Source organism: Roseovarius nubinhibens ISM (genome assembly GCF_000152625.1).
Taxonomy (GTDB): domain Bacteria; phylum Pseudomonadota; class Alphaproteobacteria; order Rhodobacterales; family Rhodobacteraceae; genus Roseovarius; species Roseovarius nubinhibens.
The window spans coordinates 3,341,256-3,366,665 of the sequence record NZ_CH724156.1; the positions used below are offsets into that span (position 1 = coordinate 3,341,256).

Consider the following 25,410-nt stretch of genomic DNA (forward strand, 5'->3'; position numbering starts at 1 on the left):
GCGATCCCCGCGCGGCAAGGACAAGAGCACGATCATGGACTGGCAGGCACATCGGCGCGACGCCCACGCATTGGGCCGGACGCAGGAATTTCTCAAACAGATCATCTACGGCGGCAATGACGGGATCGTCACCACCTTTGCCATCGTCGCGGGCTTTGCCGGGGCCTCGGCCGAGGGCGTGCTGCAGATCGGTGGTCTGGCGGTGCTGGTCTTTGGCCTCGCCAATCTCTTTGCCGATGCGGTCTCGATGGGGCTTGGCGAATTTCTCTCGCTCCGGTCCCAGCATGACCTCTACCGCAAACGCCGCGAGAGCGAGCTGCGCGAGATCGCCGAGAACCCCGATCACGAGAGGATGGAGCTCTTCGAGATCCTGCGCCAGCGCGGCGTGCCCCCCGGCGAGGCCGACACCGCCGCCGAACTGTTGTCGCGGCATCCCTCGATCATGGCCGATCTGATGATGACCTATGAATTCGGCATGAGCCACCCCGAGGATGACAGCCCGGCACTCAGCGGGCTGTTCACCTTCCTCGCCTTCGTGGTTTTCGGCGCGGTGCCGCTCTTGCCCTATTTCGTGATGGAACCCACGCCACAGGCCTTCTGGTGGTCGGTCGCCACGACCTTTGGCGCGCTTTCCGCGCTCGGCCTCTTGCGCTGGAACGCCACGGGCGAACCCATCGCCCGCAGCGTCGGCGAAACCATCCTCGTCGGCGCGGTCTGTGCCGTGGTGGCCTATGGCGTGGGGCTCGTCGTCGCCGGCTAGCCGATCATCGCCGCCTCATCGCCAAGCCCGTCATAGAACCGCTTGAGCCGTTGTAACGCGATGCGCAGCACGATCTTGCCCGACCGCGCCGACCAGCCCATGCGCCGCTCGGCACTCTCGAGCCCCTCGAGATGACAGCAGCAGCGCAGCGCAATATCGCCAAGCCCCGGTCCGAGGTCGCGCAGCGCCGCCTCTACCCTTCCGCGCGGCCCCTTGATCCCCACCGGCCCGGTCTCGGCGCTCTCAAGACATTGCCCCCAGTCGGGCACCGCCCCGCCCGCCCCCATCTGGGCCAGCTCGAAATCCTCGCGCAGCCGCTCGCCCACCCGGACCAGCTCGGGCGCCAGAAACTGCCCGCCCTCCTTGTCGCGCCGCCGCGACAGCGCGGCAAGCGGCGTCTCGCTCGGGGCCATCGCCGGATCGCGCCGCGCCTCCGCCGCGTCCGTGTCCACCATCGCACTGCTCTCGAGATGCGCCAGCATCGCGCCCAGCGCCGCACGCCCCGCCCCGGTGATGTAATAGCGCGACACCGGCCCCGGCGCGTCACAGCTGATCCAGCCCTTGAGCGCCATCGCCTCGGCCACATCGCGATCGGTGACCGCGGTGCGGGTCTGCGTCCCGGCCTCGGTCTCTCGCACCACCACGGCCTTTTCCATGCTCATCGCGACCGCCATCAGCGCGCCACGCTCGCAGAGCCTGCGCAACAGCCGCAGCGCCTCGCCCTGCAGCCGTTCATCGCTCAGGTTCCGTTCAGGGGGATGGGTTGGCCGTATCATCACGCTCTCCTTGGCTGGAGAACCGGTGCCTCCTGACTTGACCAGCCCAGCGCCCAGACGTCGCAACGCCTGATCCACCAGAAGATCGTCCCGAAGGGCCTCATAAGATCGAATACGACGCAGCACTGTCGACGCGTGACAGCCCGTTTCCCGGGCCAGCGCACGGATCGGAGCACCTGTTTCTATATGCCGAAGATAGAGCTTGGCCGGCTCAGGAACCCAGTTGGGCAGGCTTGCAACCATGTCACCGCCGCAGATCGCCTCGCCCATCGCTGAACCTCCATGTCCCGTCCCCTGCATCATCGCTGCAGCCTTGTTGTCCACAGACTTCTCCACAATCACGCCTTCTCAACCTAAAGAGGAATTTCTTACCGGTTCGTTAATTGTCTCCCGTCCGGAAACTATTGTTGATGATCGGTTAACAACCAGAAGGACCACCGTTCGCTCCCCAAGCGCCTCGCGCAACACAACTTTTGGCTGTGCCTTACTGGCGGCTCACCCAAAGGAAAGGGACCAACGATGGTTGAAACATTAAAAGAATTCACCGCCCTGAGCCGCCCGCGCCTGTTGCTGCGCGCCGCCCGTCTGGGTCTGCGGGATTATCACCGCGCCACGCATCTGCCGCGCCTGCTGGGGCAGGCCCTGCCCGCCCAGAACAGCCTCGTGCTGCGCCGGTTGATGGAAAAGGAAACGGCGCTGAATGCTCAGCGCCGTCTCGGTGCGATTGGGTATCGCGTGGCCGATCATCTCGACCTGTTGATCGCCATGATGGACGAGGCACGCCGCATCGGCCTGATCGAGGAAACTGCCCCCGACCCGAACCGCGCGCCCGCGCCTGCCCCCGATCAGGAAAACGCGTCGGGCATCGATTCTTTCTTGCGCGCCACGTAACCCGCCAGCGCCTCGGCAATCGCCGGGTCCATCTCGGGCTGCTGGTAATTCGCGATCAGGTGATCCACCCGCGACGTCGCCAGCGCCCGCGTATCCCGCGCGCCTTCCTCGTCCCAGGTCTCGAAGGGCTTGTAGTCGAACAGTTCGGTCTTCCAGAAGGCCGATTTGAAATTCGCCTGCGTGTGCGCACAGCCGAGGTAATGCCCGCCCGGGCCGACCTCGCGGATCGCGTCCATCGCCTGCGAGTTTTCATCCACCGGCACGCCCTTGGCCAGCCCGTGCAGCACGCCGAGCTGATCGGCATCCATGACGAATTTCTCGAAATCCGCCACCAGCCCGCCTTCGAGCCAGCCACAGGAATGGAGCATAAAGTTCACCCCCGACAGCAGACCCATGTTGAGACTGTTCGCCGTCTCATAGGCCGCCTGCGCATCGGGCAGTTTCGAGCCACAGAACGACCCTGCCGAACGATAGGGCAGACCCAGACGCCGGGCGAGCTGCCCCGCCCCATAGGTGATGAGCGCGGCCTCCGGCGTGCCAAAGGTCGGCGCGCCCGAGTTCATGTCGATCGAGCTCACAAAGGCGCCAAAGATCGCCGGCGCGCCGGGACGCACGAGCTGATTATAGGCCACGCCCGCCAGAACCTCGGCCAGAACCTGCGTCAGCGTGCCCGCGACGCTCACAGGTGCCATCGCCCCGCCCACGATAAAGGGTGAAATGATGCAGGCCTGGTTGTTCTCGGCATAGACCTCCATCGCGCCCATCATCACATCGTCGAAGGTCATCGGCGAGTTGATGTTGATGAGCGAGGTCATCACCGTGTTCTCGGGCACGAAATCCTCGCCAAAGAGGATCTTGCACATATCGACACTGTCCTGCGCCCGGCTCGCCTCGGTCACCGACCCCATGAAGGGTTTGTCCGACAGCGTCATATGCGCCATCAGCATGTCGAGGTGACGCTTGTTCACCGGCACATCGGTGGGCTCGCAAACGGTGCCCCCCGAATGATGGAGCCATTTCGACATATAGGCGAGTTTCACGAATTTCTCGAAATCGGCCATGGTCGCATAGCGGCGGCCACCGGCGGCATCGCGCACGAAGGGCGGGCCATAGACCGGGGCCAGCACCATGTTGCGGCCACCAATGACCACGGATTTGTCGCGGTTGCGGGCATATTGGGTAAATTCGCTCGGCGCGGTCGAGCAGAGCTTGCGCGCCAGACCGCGCGGGATGCGCACCCGCTCGCCGGTCACATCGGCCCCGGCATTGCGCCACCGTTCAAGGGCTGCGGGGTTGTCCACGAAATTGACGCCGACCTCTTCCAGCACGATCTCCGCGTTGGTTTCGATCACTTCGAGCGCCTCTTCGGTCAGCACTTCGAAATTGGGGATATTGCGTTCAATATATTTGGCGGTCTCAATCCGGATCGAGGTCCGTTCTGCCCGGCGCGCTGCGCCCCCACCACCGCGTCCACGCCGACGTGCTGCTGCTTCTGTCATGTCTTTTTGTTCCCTTGAACTCACTCGGCCGCTCTCGATGGCCCGGTGAAGGGGGATGTATCCTACCCTGTGCGGGTCCCGATGGAAGGATTCGCCCCTTGGCGACCGAAAACGACATTTCGGCGTTTTCAGGGGGCGTAAAATGACAAAAATACAGACCCACCCGCCGCTTGCCTGCCGCCGCACCGCATATCTGGCACCGGCACCCCGCCTCGGCCCGACACCTAAACCGCGCCCAGTCGACAGCCATTCCGCGCCTTTTGGGCCTTGCGCGATTGGCGATCTGGCGGTAACTGCCAGACATGATCCAGGACACCCATGACCGCCTTCTCATCATAGACTTCGGCAGCCAGGTCACGCAGCTTATTGCGCGCCGCCTGCGCGAATTGAACGTCTATTGCGAAATCCACCCCTATCAGAACGTGACCGACGCCTTCCTGGCCGAGTTCGCGCCCAAGGCCGTGATCTTCTCCGGCGGGCCGGATTCGGTGATGCGCGACGGCTCGCCGCGTCCGCCGAAATCGGTCTATGACCTCGGCGTGCCGATCCTCGGCATCTGCTACGGGCAACAGGTGATGATGCATGATCTCGGCGGTCGGGTCGAGGCGGGCGAACATGCCACGGCCGAATTTGGCCGCGCCTTCGTGACCCCCTCCGAAGACCGCATCGATCTGCTCACCGGCTGGTTCATGGACGGCTCGGGCCGCGAACAGGTCTGGATGAGCCATGGCGACCATGTCGCCGAAATCGCCCCCGGTTTCTCGGTCTATGGCACCTCGCCCGGCGCGCCTTTTGCGATCACCGCCGACGAGGACCGCAAATTCTACGCCGTGCAATTCCACCCCGAGGTGCATCACACCCCGAACGGCAAGACGATCTACGAAAACTTCGTGCGCGCCGCCGGTTTCTCCGGCGACTGGACCATGGGCGCCTACCGCGAAGAAGCGATCCGCAAGATCCGCGAACAGGTCGGCGACAAACAGGTGATCTGTGGCCTCTCCGGCGGCGTCGACAGCTCGGTCGCCGCCGTGCTCATCCACGAAGCCATCGGTGATCAGCTCACCTGCGTCTTCGTCGACCACGGTCTCCTGCGTCTCAACGAGGCGGATGAAGTCGTGAAGATGTTCCGCGACCATTACAACATCCCGCTGATCCATGCCGACGAATCCGAGCTCTTCCTCGGCGAGCTCGACGGCGTCTCCGACCCCGAGACCAAGCGCAAGATCATCGGCCGCCTCTTCATCGACGTGTTCCAGAAACACGCCAATTCCATCGACGGCGCCGAGTTTCTCGCCCAAGGCACGCTCTATCCCGACGTGATCGAAAGCGTGTCTTTCTCCGGCGGCCCCTCGGTCACCATCAAGTCGCATCACAATGTGGGCGGCCTGCCCGAAAAGATGGGTCTGAAACTGGTCGAGCCGCTGCGCGAGCTCTTCAAGGACGAGGTCCGCGCTCTGGGCCGCGAACTGGGCCTGCCCGACAGTTTCATCGGCCGCCACCCCTTCCCGGGGCCGGGCCTCGCCATCCGCTGCCCCGGCGAGATCACCCGCGAAAAGCTCGAGATCCTGCGCAAGGCCGACGCGGTCTATATCGACCAGATCCGCAAACACGGTCTCTACGACGACATCTGGCAGGCCTTCGTGGCCATCCTGCCGGTCCGCACCGTGGGCGTGATGGGCGACGGGCGCACCTATGATTTCGCCTGCGCGCTGCGCGCGGTGACCAGCGTCGATGGCATGACGGCGGATTACTACCCGTTCAGCCATGATTTCCTCGGCGAAACCGCGACCCGCATCATCAACGAAGTGCGCGGCATCAATCGGGTGACCTATGACGTCACATCCAAACCCCCCGGCACGATTGAATGGGAGTGAGACATAGTCCGGGCGCAGCCCGGTAATCGCTCCAGTGGAGCGATTATATGTCGAACGGGCGGAGCCCCAGCGGTTCGCGCGCCCTCACACCTTACAACCTAAAATTGTACCAACCCGCCCGCGCCCTCTTGCGCGACCCGAGCCGCGCGGCTAACGCTACGTCATGGCTGACGTGACCCCCACCCCTTCCGCCGCCACCCCGGCTGGCAATGACACGCTGCGCGCTGCGGCGTGGATGGTGGGCGCGATCCTGTCCTTCTCGGCCATGGCCGTGGCCGGGCGCGCCGTGAGCTTTGAACTCGATACGTTCGAGATCATGATGTACCGCAGCCTTATAGGCTTTGCCCTCGTGCTTCTCTTCGCCAGCGCCCTCGGCCGCCTGCCCGAAATCCGCACGCGCCGCTTCGGCCTGCATGTGATCCGCAACATCTGCCATTTCACCGGCCAGAACCTGTGGTTCTTCGCCATCACGGTGATCCCGCTGGCCCAGGTCTTCGCGCTCGAGTTCACTGCGCCGCTCTGGGCGCTCTTCCTCGCGCCGCTGGTGCTCGGCGAGCGGCTCACGCTGCAACGCGTCCTCGCCGCTTTCATCGGCTTTGCCGGCATCCTCATCGTGACTCGGCCAAGCCCCGACACGCTGAGCTGGGGCCTCGTCGCCGCCGCCATCGCCGCCGTAGGTTTCGCCGGCACCGCCGTCACCACCCGCCGCCTGACCCGCAACGACAGCCTCACCTGCATCCTCTTCTGGCTCACCGGGCTGCAGCTGATCTTTGGCCTGCTCTGCGCCGGGCATGATCTCGACATCGCCCTGCCCAGCGGGCCGAGCCTGCCGTGGCTCCTCATCATCGGCCTCGGCGGGCTGGTCGCGCATTTCTGCCTGACCACCGCGTTGAAACTCGCCCCCGCCACCGTGGTCATGCCGGTCGATTTCACCCGGCTGCCGCTGATCGCGGTGATCGGCATGGTGCTCTATGGCGAGGCGCTCGACATCTATGTCTTTATCGGCGCCGCCGTCATCTTTGCCGCGAATTACACGAATATCTGGCTCGAATCCCGGGCGCGGCGCACATGACGCGCCCCATGGCCCACCTCGGCCCAGACGACAGTTTTGTGTCATTTCTGACACCCTGCGCCGCACCGCTGCGACATGACGCCGCGTCAGAGTTGAGCGAAGTTTTGCCCAAGCTACAGTCGAGACATTGGTTTTGGAGGAGCGTAACCATGAAATCCACCCTTGTGTCCGCGGCATGGGCCGCGACCGTCGCCGCAGGCGCCGCCCATGCTGGCGGTATCGAGCGCCGCGGCGACCCGTCCCAGATCCTCTTCGAAGAGGGTAATCAGTATCTCGAGTTTTCCGTCGTCCATGTCTCGCCCAATGTGAGCGGCACGAACACCACGCCGTTCCCTGTTGGCCCGACCGGCAATATCACCGAAAACTATCAGAACTGGGCTTTTGGCTACAAACATGAGCTCAACGACAAGATCACCCTCGCCTTCGTCCTCGACGAACCTGTTGGCGCGGATGTGACCTATGACACCGCCGGCGCCTTCTTTGCCGGCTCGAGCGCCTCGGTCGACTCGATCGCTGCCACCGCGCTGATGAAATATCAGTTCAGCGACCGGATCAGCGCCTATGGCGGGCTCAAGCTGCAGGGCCTCTCCGGCTCGATCACCGTGCAATCCGTCGCCGGCACCGCCCCGAACCCCTATACGCTCAACGTCGATAAGGATTATCAGCTCGGCTATCTCGTGGGTGCCGCCTATGAGGTGCCGGAAATCGCGATGCGCGTCGCGCTGACCTACGAATCCGAGATCGAGCATGAGTTCCGCGACAACACCGGCGCGCCCTTCAAGGTGAAGACACCGCAATCGGTGACGCTGCACGCCCAGTCGGGCATCGCCGCCAACACGCTGCTCTTCGGCTCGATCCGCTGGCGTGAATGGACCGAATTCGCCGTCTCGCCCAGCGATTTCGTCCCGGCCCCCATCGCCTCGGGCACCTCGGATGTCTGGACCTACACGCTCGGTGTTGGCCGCAAATTCTCGGACAAGTGGAGCGGCGCCTTCTCGCTCGGCTATGAGAAAGACAATGGCGACGTGGTCGGCAACCTCTCGGGCACCGACGGCTACTGGAGCTATGGCGTCGCCGCGATCTACCAAGGCGAAGGCTACAAGATCACCACCGGCGTGCGCTACATCGACATCGGCAGCGCCAACACTTCGGTGGCAAGCTTCTCGGACAACGACGCCGTCGCCGTCGGCATGAAGGTCGGCTGGACCTTCTGATCCCGACCGCACCTCGACACGACATGGAAACCCCGCCACTCTGGCGGGGTTTTTCCTTGCCCCGGCGCGGCTTGCATTGACGCCCCCCGCGCCTCTGGCTACCACTCTGGCGGACATAAGGACGGACCGCCCATGATCTATCAAAGCGCAAAAGACTGGCAAAGCGCCCCGCAAAAACGGGTGCTCTTCTATGGCATGTCTGGCCTCGGCAAGACCTTCCTGTCGAACCTCCTGCGCGACGCGGGCGGCTGGTTCCACTATTCCATCGATTACCGGATCGGCACCCGCTACATGGGCGAGCTCATCGCCGACAACGCCAAGGCCCACGCCATGCAGGTGCCTTTCCTGCGCGACCTGCTGCTGTCGGATTCGATCTATATCGGCTCGAACATCACCTTCAACAATCTCGCCCCGGTCTCGACCTATCTCGGCAAGCCCGGCGATCCCACGCGCGGCGGCCTGCCCTATGCCGAATACACCCGGCGGCAGGAACAGTTCCGCCATGCCGAGATTTCGGCGCTGATGGACACCTCCCATTTCATCAGCCGCGCCCAGAGCCTCTATGGCTACCCGCATTTCATCTGCGACACCGGCGGCTCGATCTGCGAATGGGCCGATGGCGACGATCCCAACGACCCGCTGCTGACGGAACTGTCGCAACATTGCCTGCTGATCTATCTGCAAGGCTCCGACGCCCATACCGAGGCGCTCATTCGCCGCTTTGACCGCGCGCCGAAACCGATGGCCTATCAGCCCGAGTTTCTCGCCGAGGCCTGGACGCAATATCTGGCCGAGCAGAACGTTACCGCCGACAAGGTCGATCCCGACAGCTTCATCCGCTGGACCTATGCCCGCGCGCTGGCCCACCGCAAACCGCGCTACGAGGCGATGGCGAAATGGGGCATCACCCTGCCCGCCAGCGAGGTCTCCGACGTGCGCAGCGCCGAGGATTTCGACGCGTTGGTGGCCCGTGCCCTCGACATGCGCGGCTAAAACGCCCATCTAGGGCGCGCGGCCTCCCGGCCATCCGACACCCTGACACCTGAAACAACCTGCAAACGGACCTGTCCCATGCCCATCAAGATTCCATCCGATCTTCCCGCCTATGACGTGCTCTCGCACGAGGGCGTGATGGTCATGGACCCTGATCAGGCCGCCCGGCAGGACATCCGCCCGCTGCGCATCGCGCTGCTCAACCTGATGCCCAAGAAGATCCAGACCGAGACGCAATTCGCGCGGCTCATCGGCGCCACGCCGCTGCAGATCGATCTGAGCCTGATCCGGATGAGCGACCACCGCGCCCGCAACACCGCCGCCGACCATATGGAGAGCTTCTACCGCCCCTTCGCCGAGGTCGAGGCGACGGGCGAGAAATTCGACGGTCTGATCATCACCGGCGCGCCCATCGAACATCTGCCCTTCGATGAGGTCACCTATTGGGACGAGCTGCGCCGCGTCATGGACTGGACCCAGAGCCATGTCCATTCCACCTTTGGCGTCTGCTGGGGCGGCATGGCGATGATCCACCATTTCCACGGCGTGGCGAAACATCTGCTCGACGCCAAGGCCTTCGGCTGTTTCCGTCACCGCAACATGGCCCCCGCCTCGCCCTTCCTGCGCGGCTTCTCCGACGATTGCGTGATCCCGGTGAGCCGCTGGACCGAAATCCGTCAAGACGAGATCGACGCCCGCGACGGGCTCACCACGCTCTTGCATTCCGATCAGGTCGGGCCCTGTCTGGTCGAAGATCCCGCCCACCGGGCGCTCTATATCTTCAACCATCTCGAATATGACAGCGACACGCTGAAACAGGAATATGACCGCGACGTCGCCAATGGCACGCCGATCAACGTGCCCTGCAATTACTACCCCGACGACGATCCCAAACGCCCGCCGCAGAACCGTTGGCGCAGCCACGCCCATCTGCTCTATGGCAACTGGATTTCCGAGATTTACGAAACCACGCCCTATGACATCGACCAGATCGGGCTGAGTTCCACCGACCTGCGCCGCCGCTGAGCGGCGCGCAATTGCACAGGCCACAGGCTGACGCCATACTGCCCTGTAAAAGGAGAGCCACATGGACCTGCCCTTCGACGGCGCCATCAGCGAGTTTTTCGAATTTGCCGCCCCCGACGCGGTGCGCGCCGCCATCCGCCGCGCCGACAAGGGCGACATTCTCGACGCGGCCTTCCCCTATTCCGACCGGCTGGCGCGCAAGGTCTATGATCAGGAAATGCAGCGGGTGCAGATCGAATTGGTGAAATGCCAGTCCTGGGTCCGCCAGAGCGGCGCCCGCGTCGTCGTCGTCTTCGAAGGCCGCGACGCGGCCGGCAAGGGCGGCACGATCAAACGCTTCCGCGAAAACCTCAACCCGCGCAACGCCCGCGTCGTGGCCCTGTCGAAACCCACCGACCGCGAGGCGACGCAATGGTATTTCCAACGCTACGCCGCCCATCTGCCCGCCGCCGGTGAAATGGTGCTCTTTGACCGCAGCTGGTACAATCGCGGCGTGGTCGAACATGTGTTCGACTTCTGCACCGAGGAGCAGCGCGAACATTTCTTCGCCCAGACCCCCGATTTCGAGCGCATGCTCACCGAGGACGGCATCCATGTGATCAAGATCTGGCTCAACGTGGGCCGCGCCGAACAGCTGCGCCGCTTTCTCAAACGCGAAAGCGACCCGCTCAAACAATGGAAGCTGAGCTGGATCGACGTCGAAGGCCTCAAACGCTGGGACGCCTACAGCGCTGCCATCGAGGAAACGCTGGCCCGCACCCATACCGAGGTCGCGCCCTGGACGGTGATCCGCTCCGACGACAAACGCCGCGCCCGCCTCGAGGCGATCCGCCATGTGCTCGGCCGTCTCGACTATGATCATAAAGACGCCCGCGCCCTGGGCCAGCCCGATCCGCTGATCTGCGGCGGCCCCGAGATATGGAATGCCTAAGCGCGGCTATCATCACGGCAACCTGCGTCAGGCCCTGGTCGACGCGGCGCTCACCCTGATCGAGACCCGCGGCCCCACCGGCTTTACCCTCTCCGAGGCCGCCAAACAGGCGGGCGTCACCCCCGCCGCCGTCTACCGCCATTTCGCCGGCCGCGATGATCTCATCGCCGAGGCCGCGCGCCAGGGCTTCGTGATCTTCGCCGAGGCGCAGGACAAGGCGCTCGGCCCCGATCAGAGCTGCCCGATCGAAGGCTTCATCGCCAGCGGCCACGCCTATCTGCGCTTTGCCCATGACCACCCCGGCCATTACATGGCGATGTTCGAAAGCGGCATCGCCGTTGACCGCTCGCCCGCCCTGGCCGAGGCCGCCGCCCGTGCCCGGGCCCGCTTCGATCAGGCCGCCACACGGCTCTGCGGCCGCTTGCCCGCCGCCAATTGCCCGCCCGCCGATCTCTTCGCCGCCCATGTCTGGGCGCTGAGCCACGGCATCGTCGAGCTCTTCGCGCGCAACCCGCGCCCCGACGGCCCCGCCCCCGAGATGCTGCTGGAAACCGCCCTCACCACCTATCTCCACGGCCTCGGCCTGAGCCGCGACTAACGCCCCAACCACCTCCCCCCAAACCGTCCGCCCCCGCTTCTTCTGGCTAAAAATATCCTGGGGGAGGCCGCAGGCCGGGGGCAAAGCCCCCACCTAAACCCTGCGGCAAAGCCCCCACCTAATCCCCCACACAAACGAAAAAGGGCCGCCCAAAGGCAGCCCCTTCCCAAAACATGTAATCGCAGCTTAACGCTTCGAGAACTGGAAGCTCCGGCGCGCCTTGCGCTTACCGTATTTCTTCCGCTCGACGACGCGGCTGTCGCGGGTCAGGAAGCCTGCCGCCTTGAGCGCGCCACGCAGGCTCGGATCATAGAGCTGCAGCGCTTTCGAGATGCCGTGCTTGACCGCACCGGCCTGACCCGAGAGACCACCGCCCTTGACGGTTGCGACCACGTCGAACTGGTCTTCCACACCGGCCACGGTGAAGGGCTGGCGCAGGATCATCTGCAGAACGGGACGGGCGAAATAGACGTTGATTTCGCGGCCATTGACCGAGACCTTGCCCGAGCCGGGCTTGATCCAGACGCGGGCCACGGCGTCTTTACGCTTGCCGGTCGCATAGGAGCGGCCGAGATCGTCACGAACGGGCTCGCGCGGTGCGGCTTCAGCGGCCAGAACACCGGCGTCGCTCACAGCGGCTTCGAGGCCGTCGAGGGTTTTGATTTCTTCAGCCATCATGCCACCCGCGTGTTTTTCTTGTTCATGGATTTCACATCCAGCACATCGGGGCTCTGGGCCTCATGCGGATGCTCGGTGCCTGCATAGACGCGCAGATTGGTCATTTGCTGACGGCTCAGACGGTTGCCGGGCAGCATCCGCTTGACGGCCTGCATGACAACGCGCTCCGGATGCGCCCCTTCGAGGATCTCGCCGGTGGTGCGGCTCTTGATCCCGCCCGGGTGGCCGGTGTGCCAGTAGTTGGGCTTTTCGCGCTTGTTGCCGGTGAGCTGGACCTTGTCCGCGTTGATGACGATGACATTGTCACCGCAATCCATATGCGGGGTGAAGGTGGCCTTGTGCTTGCCGCGCAGGCGCATGGCGATGATCGATGCAAGACGGCCCAGAACAACGCCTTCAGCGTCGATCAGGATCCATTTCTTGTCGATATCTGCCGGTGTCGCAGAATAGGTTTTCATATCGAGAAGACTCTCTTGGTGGTGACGCGCGAACGCACGGACAGGCCGCCGTCGCATTGGATGGGCGGGTTATACAGGCAATTCCCGCAGGATCAAGTGGGGTAAATCAAATATAGCCGTTGCAAAACAATGGTTTGCAATTACGGTATTATTTTACCCCACACATTTCGCCCCTCACAGGTCCACATTCGCCGGCGGCCGCGCCAAAAGCGCATCCATCTTGCGCAGCGCCGCCTCATAGACCGCCACGCTCTCCTGCGCATTGAGCCCAATCCGCACCGCATTGGGCGCCCGCCCATCGGGCAGCGAAAACTCATCCGCCGGCTTGATGTCGATCCCCGCCTCGGCACAGGCCCGCGCATAGCGCGACGCCCGCCAGCCCTGCGGCAGCCGCAGCCACAGAAACGGCACATCCTCGCGCCAGCTGATGTCCCAGCGGCCCAGGATATTCACCGCCCGCTTGACCCGCTCGCGGGCGCTACGCTCGGCCTCGGCCCGCAGCCGCTCCGCCTCGCCGCTCTCGATAAGCTGGGCGCTCAGATCGAGGATCGGCTGCGGCATCCCGTAAAAGGACGATTGCGCCACCTGCCGCGCCAGCGCCGCCTGATCGCGCGCGCAGGCCGCATAGCCAAAGCGCAGCGAGGCCGACACCGTCTTGGTGAGCGACGACACGAACCACGCCCGCTCCGGGCAGATCGCGCGATAGCCCGGCTCGGTGGGCCGCGAGATACAATGGCAATCATCCTCGATGATCTGGATCTGATACTTCCGCGCCAGCGCCGCGATCTCCTGCCGCCGCGCCACGCTGGGCCGCCGCGTCGTCGGGCTGTGCACATCCCCCACGGTCAAGAGCACCTGCGCCCCCTCCCGCCGCAATGCCTCTTCGAACGCATCGGGCCGGATGCCCTCGGCATCCATCTCCACCCCAACAAGCTGCGCCCGCAACAGCCGCGCCGCGTGCCGCACCCCCGGATAGCCGAGCTCTTCGGTGAGGATCACCGGGTTCGGCCCATGCAACAGCGCCTGCAACAGCATGATCACCGTGTTCTGCGCCCCCATGCCGAGGATAATATCCTCCGCCTCGAGCGGCCCCGCCCGATCCGGCCCGATCCATTGCGCCACCGCCGCCCGCGCCGCGCGGTCGGTCTCGCTGGTCGGATAATCCGTATAGGCCATGGCCGGGCTCTGCGCCAATCGCTGCAACCCGCTGCGAATGACCGCCTCCTGACCGATCTCCGGCACCCTGACCGCGCGGAAATCGAGCATGCCGCGCCGCACGGAGCGAAGCAGCGGATCCTCGGGCAGCGATCCCGCCACCGGCCCACCCGACACGAAGGTGCCGCGCCCGACCTCGGTGGTCACAAGCCCCTCTTCCGCCGCCAGCTTATAGACCCGCGCCACCGTGCCCGGCGTGATCTTGAGATCCCAGGCCAGCTCGCGCACCGGTGGCATCCTCTGCCCCTGCGGCAGCTCTCCGGATCGGATGGCGGCCCGCATGGATTGTATCAATACAATATACTTCGGATCGCTGTTTTTGGTCAGGTCTGGCGGCCAAATTGTATTCATAACAATGTTTCCCTAGCGTAATACATCGGTACAGGCTATCGATCATGCATACAATGTGCAAATTGTATTGGTACAATCAGATATAGGAGATAGACCCATGTACCTGCCCACCTCTGCCGATCAGTCCGCCCTCGCACAGCTTTCACGTGCCGGCACGCTGCCGCTGGCATCGCAGGTGGCGGTCCGTCTGGCCTATCTCATCGCGGTCTGGACGAGCCGCCACCGCACCCGCCGCGCCCTGCGCCATCTCTCGGTGGAGCAGCTGCGCGACATTGGCCTCGACCGCGGCACCGCCGATCTCGAGATGACCAAGAGGTTCTGGAGACCGTAACTCCCCGTGACGGTCCCTCTTCCACTGGCCGGGCATCTGCCCGGCCTTTTTTATGGCAAACGGGCTTAAACGCCCCAAGAGGATCAGAGCCACCGCCCCAGCTTGAACACCAGGTAAAGCAGCACGCCCAGCGCCAGCGATCCGGCGCAGAGGATCCAGAACGCGCCCGCATGCTCGACCCCCGGCATCCCCGCCACATTGACCCCAAAGAGCCCGGTGAGAAAGCCGAGCGGCAGGAAAATCGCCGCCACCACCGACAGCACATAAGAGTTCTGCCCAAGCCGCTGCCCGCGCTGCACCTCCATATGATCCTGCAAGGCCATCAGCCGCTCGCGCGTCGCATCGAGCGCCTCGACATTGCGCGCCGACCGGTTGGCGCTCTCCCGCAGATCGCTGAGCGCCCGCGCATCCATCCCCGGTGCCTCGCCCGCCGCCAGCGCCTCCAGCGCCTCGCGCTGCGGATTGACGAAACGGCGCAGCTTGATCACCGTGTGCCGCACCCCCGAAAGCTGCGCCAAAGGCACCTCCTGCGCCTCGCCGAGCACCGTCTCTTCAAGCGCATCGGTCTGCTCTTCGAGCTCGAGCGCCACCGCCTCGATCCGCCGCGTCAGCCCCTCGGCAATCGCCGCCAAGAGCGCGCCAGAGCTCTCCGGCGCCTGCCCCTCGGCCTCGGCCTGGGCGCGGATCGCATCCAGCGCCCAGATCTTGCGCAGCCGCGCCGTCACCACCAGACCCTCCGCCATCCAGATCCGCAGGCTCACCATATCCTCCGGGCTGGCCCCCGGGTTGAGGTTGACGCCGCGCAGGTTGATGATCGCCCCCGCCCCATGCGCGTCACAGCGCGGCCGGGTCTCGGCCTGCAACAGCGCATCCACCGCCGCCTCCGGCAAATGCGCCCGCAACCACGGCTCGAGCCCCGCCGCCGCCACATCGAAATGCAGCCAGCGGTAACAGCCCTCGGGCGCCGCCGCCGCCAGCGGACCCTCGACCGCCACGGCCCGGCCTGTCGCATCCACATCAAAGGCACAGAGCGTCACAGGATCCTGCATGATCTCACCTCTTGGGCGGAATGGAATAGGTGAGGCTGGCGCGCGCCACCGGCGCCTCCTGCCCCTCGGACCGGATGAGAACATCCCCCACCGCCAACACCCGCCCCAGCTTGAGCAAGCGGCACTCGGCGATGAGATCCACCCCCGCCGCCGGTTTGCGCATGAAATCAATGGAACAATTGGTCGTCACCGCCAGCGCCTCGCGCCCGATCATCGCCAGCACGGCAATATAGATCGCCACATCCGCCAGCGCGAAAATCGACGGGCCCGACACCGTGCCACCGGGGCGCAGATGCTGCTCACCGACATTGAGCCGCACCGTCGCCATCATCTCACCGAGCGCCTCGATGGTGAATTGCCCGCCCACTTGCGGAAATTCCGTCTCCAAAAAGTCAGACAATTCCTTGACAGTAAACTGCAACCCCATGTTTTCTCCCCCTATCGGTCGCTGAAACAGGACCACATGCCGGGAGGAGAGACAAGATGGCACTACTGGAACGCAACGACACCGGCCCCGTGGCCCATCTGCGCCTCAACGCGCCCGAACGGATCAACGCGCTGAGCGACGCCATGCTCGCCGCGCTGCAATCCCAGATCGACACGCTGCGCGAGGATCGCAGCATTCGTGCCGTGGTCATCTCCGGCGCGGGCAAGGCCTTCTGCGCCGGGCATGATCTCAAGGAAATGACCGCCGGGCGTCAGTCCGAGGACGGCGGCCGCGCCTATTTCGCCGATCTCTTCAACCGCTGCGCCAGCGTGATGACCGGGCTGCGCGCCCTGCCCCAGCCGGTGATCGCCGCCCCCCATGGCATCGCCACCGCCGCCGGTTGCCAATTGGTCGCCTCCTGCGATCTCGCCATCGCCGCCGAGGGCACGCGCTTTGGCGTCAATGGTGTCAATATCGGGCTCTTCTGCTCGACGCCGATGGTCGCCCTGTCGCGCAACATCCCGCGCAAGCAGGCCTTCGAGATGCTCACTACGGGCGAGTTCATCGACACCGACCGCGCCCAGGCGCTCGGGCTGATCAACCGCGCCGTGCCCGCCGACGACCTGCTGCCCGCCGCCATGGAGATGGCCGAGACCATCGCGGCCAAGCTCGGCGCGGCGGTCCGCATCGGCAAGGAAGCCTTCTACAATCAGCTCGAAATGGGGCTCGACGCGGCCTATGCCTATACCGGGCAGGTCATGGTCGAGAACATGCTGCGCAGCGACACCGCCGAAGGCATCTCCGCCTTCATCGAAAAACGCGCCCCCGACTGGGATCAATGAACCACGGCGCGCGCCCCGCAAACCCCTTGCAGGACACGACATTCGTGACATGGCGCAGGCCCACCCGGCCTGCGCCGCCCGCTATGCTGCCCGGTATAAAGCACACGAATGTTTCCAAATTTGTGCCACATTTTTTCCAAATGCGCCGTTTTATTGCCGCAATCGCTGCGATACCCCTGTTCCCAATCGGCAATGACAGGTATTACCTTGCTCAGATCTTGGGTCACCGCAGCATTTATGTCCCTCCAGGCCAGCCTCTCTCTGGCCGCCGACCTACCGGCTGCGGTGACCCACGAAACTTTCCCGACCCCCGGCACCACCTCTGTCCTTCTCGGGCGCGATCTGTTCTTTGATCCGATTCTGTCGGGCAATCGCAATATTTCCTGCGCCACCTGCCACCATCCGAGCCTCGGCAGCGCCGATGGCATGTCGCTGGCTCTGGGCGAAGGCGGGCTCGGTCTCGGCGCCGCCCGCAGCGCCGATCCTGCCAATATCCCGCCGCGTCTCATCCCGCGCAACGCGCCCGCGCTGTTCAATCTCGGCGCCCGCGAGATCACCACGCTCTTTCACGATGGCCGTGTGTCGCGCGATGACAGCACCCGCTTTGGCATCCGCATGCCCGAAGGCTTTGCCCTCGAACGCCCCGCGCCCACATTGCTCGCGGCACAGGCGCTCTTGCCGCTCATGTCGCATGACGAAATGGCGGGCCAGCCCGGCGAAAACCCAGTGGCCGACGCCGTTGCCGCAGGCGAGATACGCGGCCTCCACGGCGCGTGGGAAATGCTCGCCGCCCGGGTCGAGGCCACGCCAGACTATCGCCGCCGCTTTGACGCCATCCTCGGCCCCGATGAACCTGTCCACATCAGCGACATCGGCCGCGCCTTGGCCAATTTCATCGCCTATGAGTTCCGCAGCAGCGACAGCCCTTTTGATGCCTATCTGCTCGGCCAGAGCGACGCGCTCTCGCCGCGTCAGATCGCGGGCATGACGCTCTTCTACGGCAAGGCGCAATGCAGTAGCTGCCACAGCGGCACCTTCCAGACCGATCAGAAATTCCACGCCCTCGGCCTGCCGCCGCTCGGCCCCGGCAAGACGCGCGGCCTCTATGGCGGCGAGGATCACGGCCGCTCTTACGTCACCGGCGACACAACCGACAGCTACCGCTTTCGCACGCCCTCGCTGCGCAACGTGACGCTGACCGCGCCCTATGGCCACAATGGCGCCTATACTCGGCTCGAAGACATGGTCCGCCATCATCTCGCCCCCGCCGAGATGCTCGCCCGCTACACGCCGAACCGCGCCCGCCTGCCGCAACTGGCCAGCCCCGAGGCCGATCCCTACCGCCCCGACCCGCGCGAGCTTGCCCGGATCGAGGCCGCCATCGACATCGCCCCCGTGACCCTCACCGATCCCGAGGTCGCGGCGATCCTCGACTTTCTCAAATCGCTGGAAGATCCGGTCATGGCCGGGGGTGGCCGTCTCGGCCCCCCGCCCCGCGTGCCCTCGGGCCTGCCGCTCGATCCCGCGCCTTCGCCGCTGCCGACACCCGCCGCCGGGCCCGACCTGCTCGCCGCCCTCGCGCGGCCCTGACGCCCCTTCCCTTCGCGCGGCTTCTGCCCTACATCGCCCCCATGACGAACACGCTCCATATCATCGGCGGCGGCATGGCCGGCTCCGAAGCCGCCTGGCAGGCCGCCAGCCACGGCATCCCCGTGACCATCCACGAAATGCGCCCCGAGACCGGGACTTTTGCGCATCAAACCGGCGATCTCGCCGAGATGGTCTGCTCGAACTCCTTCCGCTCGGATGACGATGAACAAAACGCCGTCGGATTGCTGCATTGGGAAATGCGCGCGGCGGGCGGGCTGATCATGGCCATGGCCGACCGTCACCGCCTCCCCGCAGGCGGCGCACTGGCCGTCGACCGCGACGCCTTTGCCCGCGCCGTGACCGAAACCCTGCGCGCCCATCCTCTGGTCACCGTCGCGCCCGGCGAAATCTCCGCCCTGCCCGAAGACGGCACCTGGATCATCGCCACCGGCCCGCTCACCTCGCAAGGTCTGGGCCAGGCCATCGCCGCCGAGACCGGCGCTGAGGCGCTCGCCTTCTTCGACGCCATCGCCCCCATCGTCTATCACGACAGCATCGACATGAGCCGCGCCTGGATGCAGTCGCGCTATGACAAGGGCGAGACCGAGGAAGAGCGCACCGCCTATCTCAACTGCCCGATGGACCGCGACCAATACGAGGCCTTCATCGACGCGCTGCTCGCCGCCGACAAGACCGAGTTCCACGAGGGCGAAACCGCCGGCTATTTCGACGGCTGCCTGCCGATCGAAGTCATGGCCGAACGTGGCCGCGAAACGCTCCGCCACGGCCCGATGAAGCCCGTGGGCCTCACCAACCCGCATCAGCCGGACGTCAAGCCTCACGCCGTGGTGCAGCTCCGCCGCGACAATGCGCTGGGCACGCTCTACAATATCGTGGGTTTCCAGACCAAGATGAAATACGGCGCACAAGCCGATGTTTTCAAAATGATTCCCGGCCTAGAGAACGCGCGTTTCGCGCGTCTCGGCGGCATCCACCGCAACACGTTCCTGAACTCGCCGACGCTGCTCGACGATCAGATGCGGCTCAAATCGCGGCCCCATATCCGCTTTGCCGGGCAGATCACCGGCGTCGAAGGCTATGTCGAAAGCGCCGCCATGGGGCTGCTCGCAGGCCGTCTCGCCGCCGCCGAGCTCAGCGGGAAAACCCCGCCGCCGGTGCCGCAAGACAGCGCCATGGGCGCGCTCATCCACCACATCACCGGCGGTGCCGAGGCCAAGACTTTCCAGCCGATGAACGTCAATTTCGGCCTCTTCCGCCCCGTCGATGGGCTCAAGGGTGGGCGTCGCGGTCGCAAGGACCGCTACAAGGCCTATACCGATCGCGGCAAAGAGGCCTGGCAAGGCTGGCTCGACGCCTACCCGCTTCCGCGCCAGACCGACTAAGGTGAGCTATGCGCGGTAAAGCCCTGATATGACATATATTACGCGCTTCGCCCCATCGCCCACCGGGCCGCTGCATCTGGGCCATGCCTATTCGGCGATCCTCGCCCATGACATGGCCCGCGCCGCCCAAGGCCGCTTTCTCCTGCGCATCGAGGACATCGACCAGACCCGCGCCCGCCCCGAATGGGAGGCGCAGATCCTCGACGATCTCACTTGGCTCGGCCTGACCTGGGACGACACACCCCTGCGCCAATCCGACCGCCTGCCGCGCTACGCCGACGCCCTCGACCGGCTCTGGGACGCAGGTCTCCTCTATCCCTGTAGCTGCCGCCGCCGCGACATCGCCGCCGCCGCCTCGGCCCCGCAAGAGGGCGCGCCGCTCCATGGCCCCGACGGGATCATCTACCCCGGCACCTGCCGCGACGCCCCGCGCAGGGGCCCGCGCCCCGCGGACGAGGCCCTGCGCCTAGACATGAGGAAAGCCGCGCAAGCCCTTGTCACCTATCACGAACTCTCGGACGTCACCCATCCGACCCTGAGCCCTGACGAGATGGTCACGACAATCGGCGACATCGTCCTGTCGCGCCGCGATTTCCTCGGCTCCTACCATCTCTCCGTGGTGCTCGACGACGCGGACCAAGAAATCACCCATGTCATCCGTGGCGCCGATCTCGCCGAGGCGACGCCGATCCATGTGCTCCTGCAGCGCCTCCTTGGCCTGCCGACGCCGCGCTACCACCACCACCGGCTGATCCGCGACGAGGCCGGCAAACGGCTGGCCAAGCGCGACGACGCCCGCGCCATCGCCACCTACCGCGCCGCCGGTGACACCCCCGCCGACATCCGCCGCCGCGTCGGGCTCTGATCCGCCCTCAAAACCTCACAAAACCCGTGGCACATGCCGCTCCTCATCATCAATATGACGGGTTCGGGCTTTCGCCCCGCGCCCAATCCCCTATGGTCGCCCAAGCGCATTGACGGAGACAGGCATGAGCACCGATCCCACCGATCCCCTCGTCGTTTTCACCCCCTCGGGCAAACGCGGCCGCTTTGCGGTTGGCACCCCGGTTCTGACCGCCGCCCGACAGCTCGGTGTCGATCTCGATTCGGTCTGCGGCGGGCGCGGCATCTGCTCGAAATGTCAGATCACCCCCTCCTATGGCGAATTTCCCAAACATGGCGTCACCGTCGCCGCCGACGCGCTCTCCGACTGGAACGCGGTCGAGGAACGCTATGACCAGAAACGCGGGCTGAAACCGGGCCGCCGCCTCGGCTGTCAGGCCACCGTCCAGGGCGACATCGTCATCGACGTGCCGCCCGAATCACAGGTCCACAAACAGGTGGTGCGCAAGGCCGCCTCGGCCCGCGTCATTCAGATGGACCCGGCCACGCGGCTCTATTTCGTCGAGGTGGATGAACCCGACATGCACGAGCCGACCGGCGATCTCGAACGGCTCAAACGCGCGCTCTCCGAGCAATGGCAGATCGACGACATCCGCGCCGATCTCACCCTCCTGTCGAAACTGCAGCCGGCCCTGCGCAAGGGCAAGTTTCAGGTCACCGTGGCGCTCCATAAATCGCACCGCGACGCCGTCGCCACCGTCATCGAAATCTGGCCCGGCCTGCACGAATCCGGTCTCTACGGTCTCGCCATCGACCTCGGCTCGACCACCGTCGCGGCCCATCTGACCGATCTCGAAACCGGCGAGGTCAAGGCGAGCTCGGGCATCATGAACCCGCAGATCCGCTTTGGCGAAGACCTGATGAGCCGGGTGAGCTATGCCATGATGAACCCCGGCGGCGACCGTGAAATGACCGCCGCCGTGCGCGACGCGATCAACACGCTCTCCGTGGAAATCGCCGCCGAGGCCGGGATCGATCCGACGCTCATCATTGAACTCGTCTTCGTCTGCAACCCGGTCATGCACCATCTTCTCTTGGGCATCGACCCGGTGGAACTCGGTCAGGCCCCCTTTGCGCTGGCCACCTCCGACAGCATCTCGATGCTCGCGCGCGAACTTGACCTGCCCGCCGTCAACACCCGCGCCCGCACCTATATCCTGCCCTGCATCGCGGGCCATGTGGGGGCCGATTGCGCCGCCGTGGCGCTCTCGGAAGAGCCCGGCAAATCCGAGGATCTGGCGCTCATCATCGACGTCGGCACCAATGCCGAAATCCTGCTCGGCGACCGCCATTCCGTGCTCGCCTGTTCGTCGCCCACCGGCCCGGCGTTCGAGGGCGCACAAATCTCCTCCGGCCAACGCGCCGCCCCCGGCGCCATCGAGGCGATCCGCATCGACCCGGTCACCAAAGAGCCGCGCTTCCGCGTCATCGGCTGTGATCTGTGGTCCGACGAAGACGGCTTTGCCGAGGCGACCGCCACCACCGGCATCACCGGCATCTGCGGCTCGGGCATCATCGAGGCAGTGGCCGAAATGCGCATGGCGGGCCTGCTCGACGACAGCGGCCTCATCGGCTCGGCCGAACAGACCGGCACGGCCCGCTCCGTTCCCGAGGGCCGCACCCATTCCTATCTCATCATCGACGCCAGCGCCGAGGGCGGCCCGCGCATCACCGTGACCCAGGGCGACATCCGCGCCATTCAGCTCGCCAAATCGGCGCTCTACGCCGGGGCCCGCCTGCTGATGGACAGCCGCAACGTCGACAAGGTCGACCGCGTCGTGCTCGCCGGGGCCTTTGGCGCGCATATCTCGCCGCTGCACGCCATGGTGCTCGGCATGATCCCCGATGTGCCCCTCGACAAGGTGACGAGCGCCGGCAACGCCGCCGGCACCGGCGCGCGCATCGCGCTGTGCAACATCGCCGCCCGGGCCGAGATCGAGCGCGTCGTGCGTCAGATCACCAAGGTCGAGACCGCCATCGAGCCCAAGTTCCAGGAACATTTCGTCGCGGCCAACGCCATCCCGCACAAGACGGACCCCTTCCCCGAACTGGCCCGCATCGCGCCCCTGCCACAGGTGAGCTTCAACACCGGCGGTGGCGATGCCGAAGGCGGCGGCCGCCGTCGCCGTCGACGCGGCTAAGTCTGACCGCCATCGGAACAGCACAACACAAAGGGGGCGCCGCACGCCCCCTTTACCCGCGCTTTACCCCTTAACGCCCCGCCCGCGCCCTGCCTTGACACAAGATGCGCGAGCCCCCGACTTTGGCACAGTCGCAATACCGACGTCTTACCGACGTGTTACCGCAGCCCGGGTTTTCCAGAATTTCCCTTGTTAACCATAGGCTTGATCCCGCCGAAACAGGCGATTCTTCCCCGGCCTCTCGGCTTGCCAATTTTCCCCGATCCCCCGCGCGGCGGGCCTTGACCTCGCCCCGGCTTTTGCCTATCTCAGGGCCTCGGCAGCGCGGGTATGGTGAAAAGGTATCACGGCAGCTTCCCAAGCTTTAGTTACGGGTTCGATTCCCGTTACCCGCTCCAGCCGATCCCCCCAACACCTCCCCGACCTGCAAGACGGCCACAGCCCCCTGTACAGCGCCCCTTGCACAGCCCCGCGCATGGTGCTTCATAGACGCCATGTTACCCAAACTGATTTCAACCGCGCTTCTTCTCCTGATGGGGGCCTTTGTCGCCCCGCTCGCCGTCCATCTCGGCCTGCCCTTGCCCTATCTGCTGGGCCCGCTCATCGCCTCCGGCACCATCGCCATCCTGCGCCCACAGATCCTGCCCACGGGCTACGCCTTCCCACAGCGCATCCGCATCGTCTTTATCGGCCTCATCGGGCTGATGATCGGCGCGCAGATCACGCCCGAGCTCTTCTCCGACCCCACCGCCCTCGCCCTGCGCGCCACAGCCCTTGCCGCTTTCGTGGCCCTGGCCCAGCTTGGCAACGCTTATATCTTTCAACGGCTTGGCGGCTATGACCGGGCCACGGCTTTTTGCGCGGGCGCGCCCGGCGGGCTCTTCGAATCCATCGCGCTCGGCGAGGAAAGCGGCGCCGACCCGGCCCGCCTCATGCTGCAGCAATTCCTGCGCGTCATCTTCGTGGTGAGCGCCCTGCCCGTCGCCCTGTCGCTCTGGCTCGGCGCCCCGGTCGGAAGCTCCGCCGGGCTGAGCTTTGCCCGCGAAACCACCGATTGGGTGGCCCTGCCCGGCATCGGCATCACCCTCGGGCTTGGCATCGTCGCGGGCCACCTGCTGCGCCTGCCCGCCCGTCAGCTCACCGGCCCGCTGCTCCTCGCCGCCGCGGTGACGCTCTCGGGCCTTCTGGTGATCGAACTGCCGCAATGGCTCGTCAACGCCGCCCAGATCATCATCGGCACCGCCCTCGGCCTGCGCTTCACCGGGCTCGATCGCAAACTTTTGTTAAAGGCCACCTGGCTATCCTTCCTGTCGGTCACGCTGATGATGGCGCTGGCCGGCGGCTTTGCCGCGCTCCTGCTGCCCTTGGGCGACGAACCTTTCGACGTGGTGCTGATCAGCTTTGCGCCCGGCGGGCTCACCGAAATGGCCCTCATCGCGCTGAGCCTCGAGGCAAACCCCGCCTTCGTCACGCTGCATCACATCATCCGCATCCTGCTCACCGTGGCCGGTCTCGGCGTGCTGTCACGCCGCTGGCGCCGCGAGAAGCTTTGACAGAGCGCCCCGCGCCCGGTATTTGAACAGGTGTTCAATTCATCGGAGACCGCCATGCGCATGGAAGACACCGCCGCGATCATCACCGGCTCGGCCTCGGGCCTCGGCGAAGCCACCGCCCGCCATTTCCGCGAGATGGGTGCCGCCGTCTGCCTCTTTGACCGCGACACCACCCGTGGCCCGCAAGTGGCCGAAGACATCGGCGCACACTTCATCGAATGCGATGTGACGGACGAGGCCTCTGCCAGCGCCGCCATCGACGCCGCAGCCGCCCATATGGGCCGCATCACGGCGGCGGTGAACTGCGCCGGAATCGCCACCGGGGCCAAGACGCTGGGCCGTGACGGACCCCATGATCTCAAGGCGTTTCAACGCACCATCGACATCAATCTCGTGGGCAGTTTCAACATCGCCCGCCTCGCCGCCGCCCGCATCGCCGACAACGCCCCCGGCCCCCATGGCACGCGCGGCGTGATCATCAACACCGCCTCCATCGCCGCCTTTGACGGCCAAAAAGGCCAGACCGCCTATGCCGCCTCCAAGGGCGGGATCGTCGGGCTGACCCTGCCCATGGCCCGCGATCTGACCCGTGAAGGCATCCGCGTCATGACCATCGCGCCGGGCATCTTCGGCACCCCCATGCTGCGCGGCCTGCCGCAAGAGGTGCAAGACGAGCTGGCCCAAGGCGTGCCCTTCCCGAAACGGCTGGGCGACCCGGCGGAATACGCGGCGCTGGCGCGGTTTATCGTGGAATGTGAATACCTTAACGGCGAAGTGATCCGCATCGACGGCGCGCTTCGGATGCAGTGACCGGCGCGCAAACACGCCCCGATAA

24 protein-coding genes and 1 tRNA gene are annotated in these 25,410 nt (G+C 65.3%); 18 read left to right on the forward strand and 7 right to left on the reverse strand.

The window, feature by feature from the left end; translation table 11 throughout:
* Positions 1-34 precede the first annotated feature (34 nt).
* A complete protein-coding gene (locus tag ISM_RS16065; RefSeq protein ID WP_040618166.1) occupies positions 35-760 on the forward strand; it encodes a VIT1/CCC1 transporter family protein in 726 nt (241 codons plus the stop codon).
* Here ISM_RS16065 and ISM_RS16070 read toward each other — a convergent pair.
* Positions 757-1,536, reverse strand: a complete 780-nt coding sequence (locus ISM_RS16070; protein ID WP_009815256.1) for a DUF6456 domain-containing protein — start codon at positions 1,534-1,536, stop codon at positions 757-759. The two genes, ISM_RS16065 and ISM_RS16070, sit on opposite strands and share 4 nt — an antisense overlap.
* 519 nt (positions 1,537-2,055) lie before the next feature.
* Here ISM_RS16070 and ISM_RS16075 point away from each other — a divergent pair.
* A complete protein-coding gene (locus ISM_RS16075) occupies positions 2,056-2,427 on the forward strand; it encodes a DUF6477 family protein (protein ID WP_040618167.1) in 372 nt (123 codons plus the stop codon).
* Here ISM_RS16075 and ISM_RS16080 read toward each other — a convergent pair.
* Complete coding sequence (locus ISM_RS16080) at positions 2,382-3,926, reverse strand: trimethylamine methyltransferase family protein (RefSeq protein WP_009815259.1); 1,545 nt, start codon at positions 3,924-3,926, stop codon at positions 2,382-2,384. The two genes, ISM_RS16075 and ISM_RS16080, sit on opposite strands and share 46 nt — an antisense overlap.
* 302 nt (positions 3,927-4,228) lie before the next feature.
* Between ISM_RS16080 and guaA the strand changes: the two genes are divergently transcribed.
* The 7 genes from guaA (at position 4,229) to ISM_RS16115 (ending at position 11,634) form a co-directional block, all read left to right on the forward strand.
* Positions 4,229-5,800, forward strand: a complete 1,572-nt coding sequence (gene guaA, locus ISM_RS16085; protein WP_009815260.1) for a glutamine-hydrolyzing GMP synthase — start codon at positions 4,229-4,231, stop codon at positions 5,798-5,800.
* Between the two features lie 163 nt (positions 5,801-5,963).
* Positions 5,964-6,872 (forward strand): DMT family transporter, encoded by a 909-nt coding sequence (locus ISM_RS16090; protein WP_009815261.1) that lies wholly within the window; start codon positions 5,964-5,966, stop codon positions 6,870-6,872.
* 149 nt (positions 6,873-7,021) lie between these two features.
* A complete protein-coding gene (locus ISM_RS16095) occupies positions 7,022-8,086 on the forward strand; it encodes a membrane protein (protein WP_009815262.1) in 1,065 nt (354 codons plus the stop codon).
* A 132-nt stretch (positions 8,087-8,218) separates the two neighbouring features.
* Positions 8,219-9,079, forward strand: a complete 861-nt coding sequence (locus tag ISM_RS16100) for a hypothetical protein (RefSeq protein WP_009815263.1) — start codon at positions 8,219-8,221, stop codon at positions 9,077-9,079.
* Between the two features lie 78 nt (positions 9,080-9,157).
* Positions 9,158-10,105, forward strand: a complete 948-nt coding sequence (gene metA / locus ISM_RS16105; protein ID WP_009815264.1) for a homoserine O-acetyltransferase MetA — start codon at positions 9,158-9,160, stop codon at positions 10,103-10,105.
* Between the two features lie 61 nt (positions 10,106-10,166).
* On the forward strand, positions 10,167-11,036 hold the full coding sequence (ppk2, locus tag ISM_RS16110) for a polyphosphate kinase 2 (RefSeq protein WP_009815265.1): 870 nt from the start codon (positions 10,167-10,169) through the stop codon (positions 11,034-11,036).
* Positions 11,029-11,634 carry a TetR/AcrR family transcriptional regulator gene (locus ISM_RS16115; RefSeq protein WP_009815266.1) on the forward strand — a complete coding sequence of 202 codons (606 nt, stop codon included), beginning with the start codon at positions 11,029-11,031 and terminating at the stop codon, positions 11,632-11,634. The genes ppk2 and ISM_RS16115 overlap by 8 nt, the downstream gene beginning before the upstream one ends.
* A 186-nt stretch (positions 11,635-11,820) precedes the next feature.
* On the opposite strand, the gene rpsI is transcribed toward ISM_RS16115, so the two are convergent.
* The 3 genes from rpsI to ISM_RS16130 form a co-directional block, all read right to left on the reverse strand.
* The gene (gene rpsI / locus ISM_RS16120; RefSeq protein WP_009815267.1) at positions 11,821-12,309 is read right to left on the reverse strand and encodes a 30S ribosomal protein S9; all 489 of its coding nucleotides are present in this window, start codon (positions 12,307-12,309) and stop codon (positions 11,821-11,823) included.
* Positions 12,309-12,770, reverse strand: a complete 462-nt coding sequence (rplM, locus tag ISM_RS16125; protein ID WP_009815268.1) for a 50S ribosomal protein L13 — start codon at positions 12,768-12,770, stop codon at positions 12,309-12,311. The genes rpsI and rplM overlap by 1 nt, the downstream gene beginning before the upstream one ends.
* Before the next feature lie 174 nt (positions 12,771-12,944).
* Positions 12,945-14,267 carry an aminotransferase-like domain-containing protein gene (locus ISM_RS16130; RefSeq protein ID WP_254655692.1) on the reverse strand — a complete coding sequence of 441 codons (1,323 nt, stop codon included), beginning with the start codon at positions 14,265-14,267 and terminating at the stop codon, positions 12,945-12,947.
* 166 nt (positions 14,268-14,433) lie between these two features.
* Here ISM_RS16130 and ISM_RS16135 point away from each other — a divergent pair, with 166 nt between their 5' ends.
* On the forward strand, positions 14,434-14,667 hold the full coding sequence (locus tag ISM_RS16135) for a DUF1127 domain-containing protein (protein ID WP_009815270.1): 234 nt from the start codon (positions 14,434-14,436) through the stop codon (positions 14,665-14,667).
* 83 nt (positions 14,668-14,750) lie between these two features.
* Here ISM_RS16135 and ISM_RS16140 read toward each other — a convergent pair whose 3' ends face one another.
* Together ISM_RS16140 and ISM_RS16145 are read right to left on the reverse strand one after the other, a co-directional pair.
* Complete coding sequence (locus ISM_RS16140) at positions 14,751-15,716, reverse strand: zinc transporter ZntB (RefSeq protein ID WP_009815271.1); 966 nt, start codon at positions 15,714-15,716, stop codon at positions 14,751-14,753.
* 4 nt (positions 15,717-15,720) lie between these two features.
* On the reverse strand, positions 15,721-16,143 hold the full coding sequence (locus ISM_RS16145; RefSeq protein WP_009815272.1) for a PaaI family thioesterase: 423 nt from the start codon (positions 16,141-16,143) through the stop codon (positions 15,721-15,723).
* A gap of 56 nt (positions 16,144-16,199) precedes the next feature.
* Here ISM_RS16145 and ISM_RS16150 point away from each other — a divergent pair, with 56 nt between their 5' ends.
* The 8 genes from ISM_RS16150 (at position 16,200) to ISM_RS16185 (ending at position 25,385) form a co-directional block, all read left to right on the forward strand.
* A complete protein-coding gene (locus ISM_RS16150; RefSeq protein WP_009815273.1) occupies positions 16,200-16,985 on the forward strand; it encodes an enoyl-CoA hydratase in 786 nt (261 codons plus the stop codon).
* A 237-nt stretch (positions 16,986-17,222) separates the two neighbouring features.
* Positions 17,223-18,575, forward strand: coding sequence for a cytochrome-c peroxidase (locus tag ISM_RS16155; RefSeq protein ID WP_009815274.1), 1,353 nt, complete (start codon positions 17,223-17,225; stop codon positions 18,573-18,575).
* A gap of 41 nt (positions 18,576-18,616) precedes the next feature.
* Positions 18,617-19,978, forward strand: coding sequence for a methylenetetrahydrofolate--tRNA-(uracil(54)-C(5))-methyltransferase (FADH(2)-oxidizing) TrmFO (gene trmFO / locus ISM_RS16160; protein WP_009815275.1), 1,362 nt, complete (start codon positions 18,617-18,619; stop codon positions 19,976-19,978).
* Positions 19,979-20,006: 28 nt separating this feature from the next.
* Positions 20,007-20,843: a tRNA glutamyl-Q(34) synthetase GluQRS gene (gluQRS, locus tag ISM_RS16165; protein ID WP_009815276.1), complete on the forward strand. Its 837-nt coding sequence runs from the start codon at positions 20,007-20,009 to the stop codon at positions 20,841-20,843.
* A 124-nt stretch (positions 20,844-20,967) separates the two neighbouring features.
* The gene (locus tag ISM_RS16170; RefSeq protein WP_009815277.1) at positions 20,968-23,022 is read left to right on the forward strand and encodes an ASKHA domain-containing protein; all 2,055 of its coding nucleotides are present in this window, start codon (positions 20,968-20,970) and stop codon (positions 23,020-23,022) included.
* A 324-nt stretch (positions 23,023-23,346) separates the two neighbouring features.
* A tRNA-Gly gene (locus tag ISM_RS16175) sits at positions 23,347-23,420 on the forward strand.
* Between the two features lie 96 nt (positions 23,421-23,516).
* Positions 23,517-24,575 carry an AbrB family transcriptional regulator gene (locus tag ISM_RS16180; RefSeq protein WP_040618170.1) on the forward strand — a complete coding sequence of 353 codons (1,059 nt, stop codon included), beginning with the start codon at positions 23,517-23,519 and terminating at the stop codon, positions 24,573-24,575.
* 54 nt (positions 24,576-24,629) lie between these two features.
* The gene (locus ISM_RS16185) at positions 24,630-25,385 is read left to right on the forward strand and encodes an SDR family NAD(P)-dependent oxidoreductase (protein WP_009815279.1); all 756 of its coding nucleotides are present in this window, start codon (positions 24,630-24,632) and stop codon (positions 25,383-25,385) included.
* Positions 25,386-25,410: the final 25 nt, after the last annotated feature.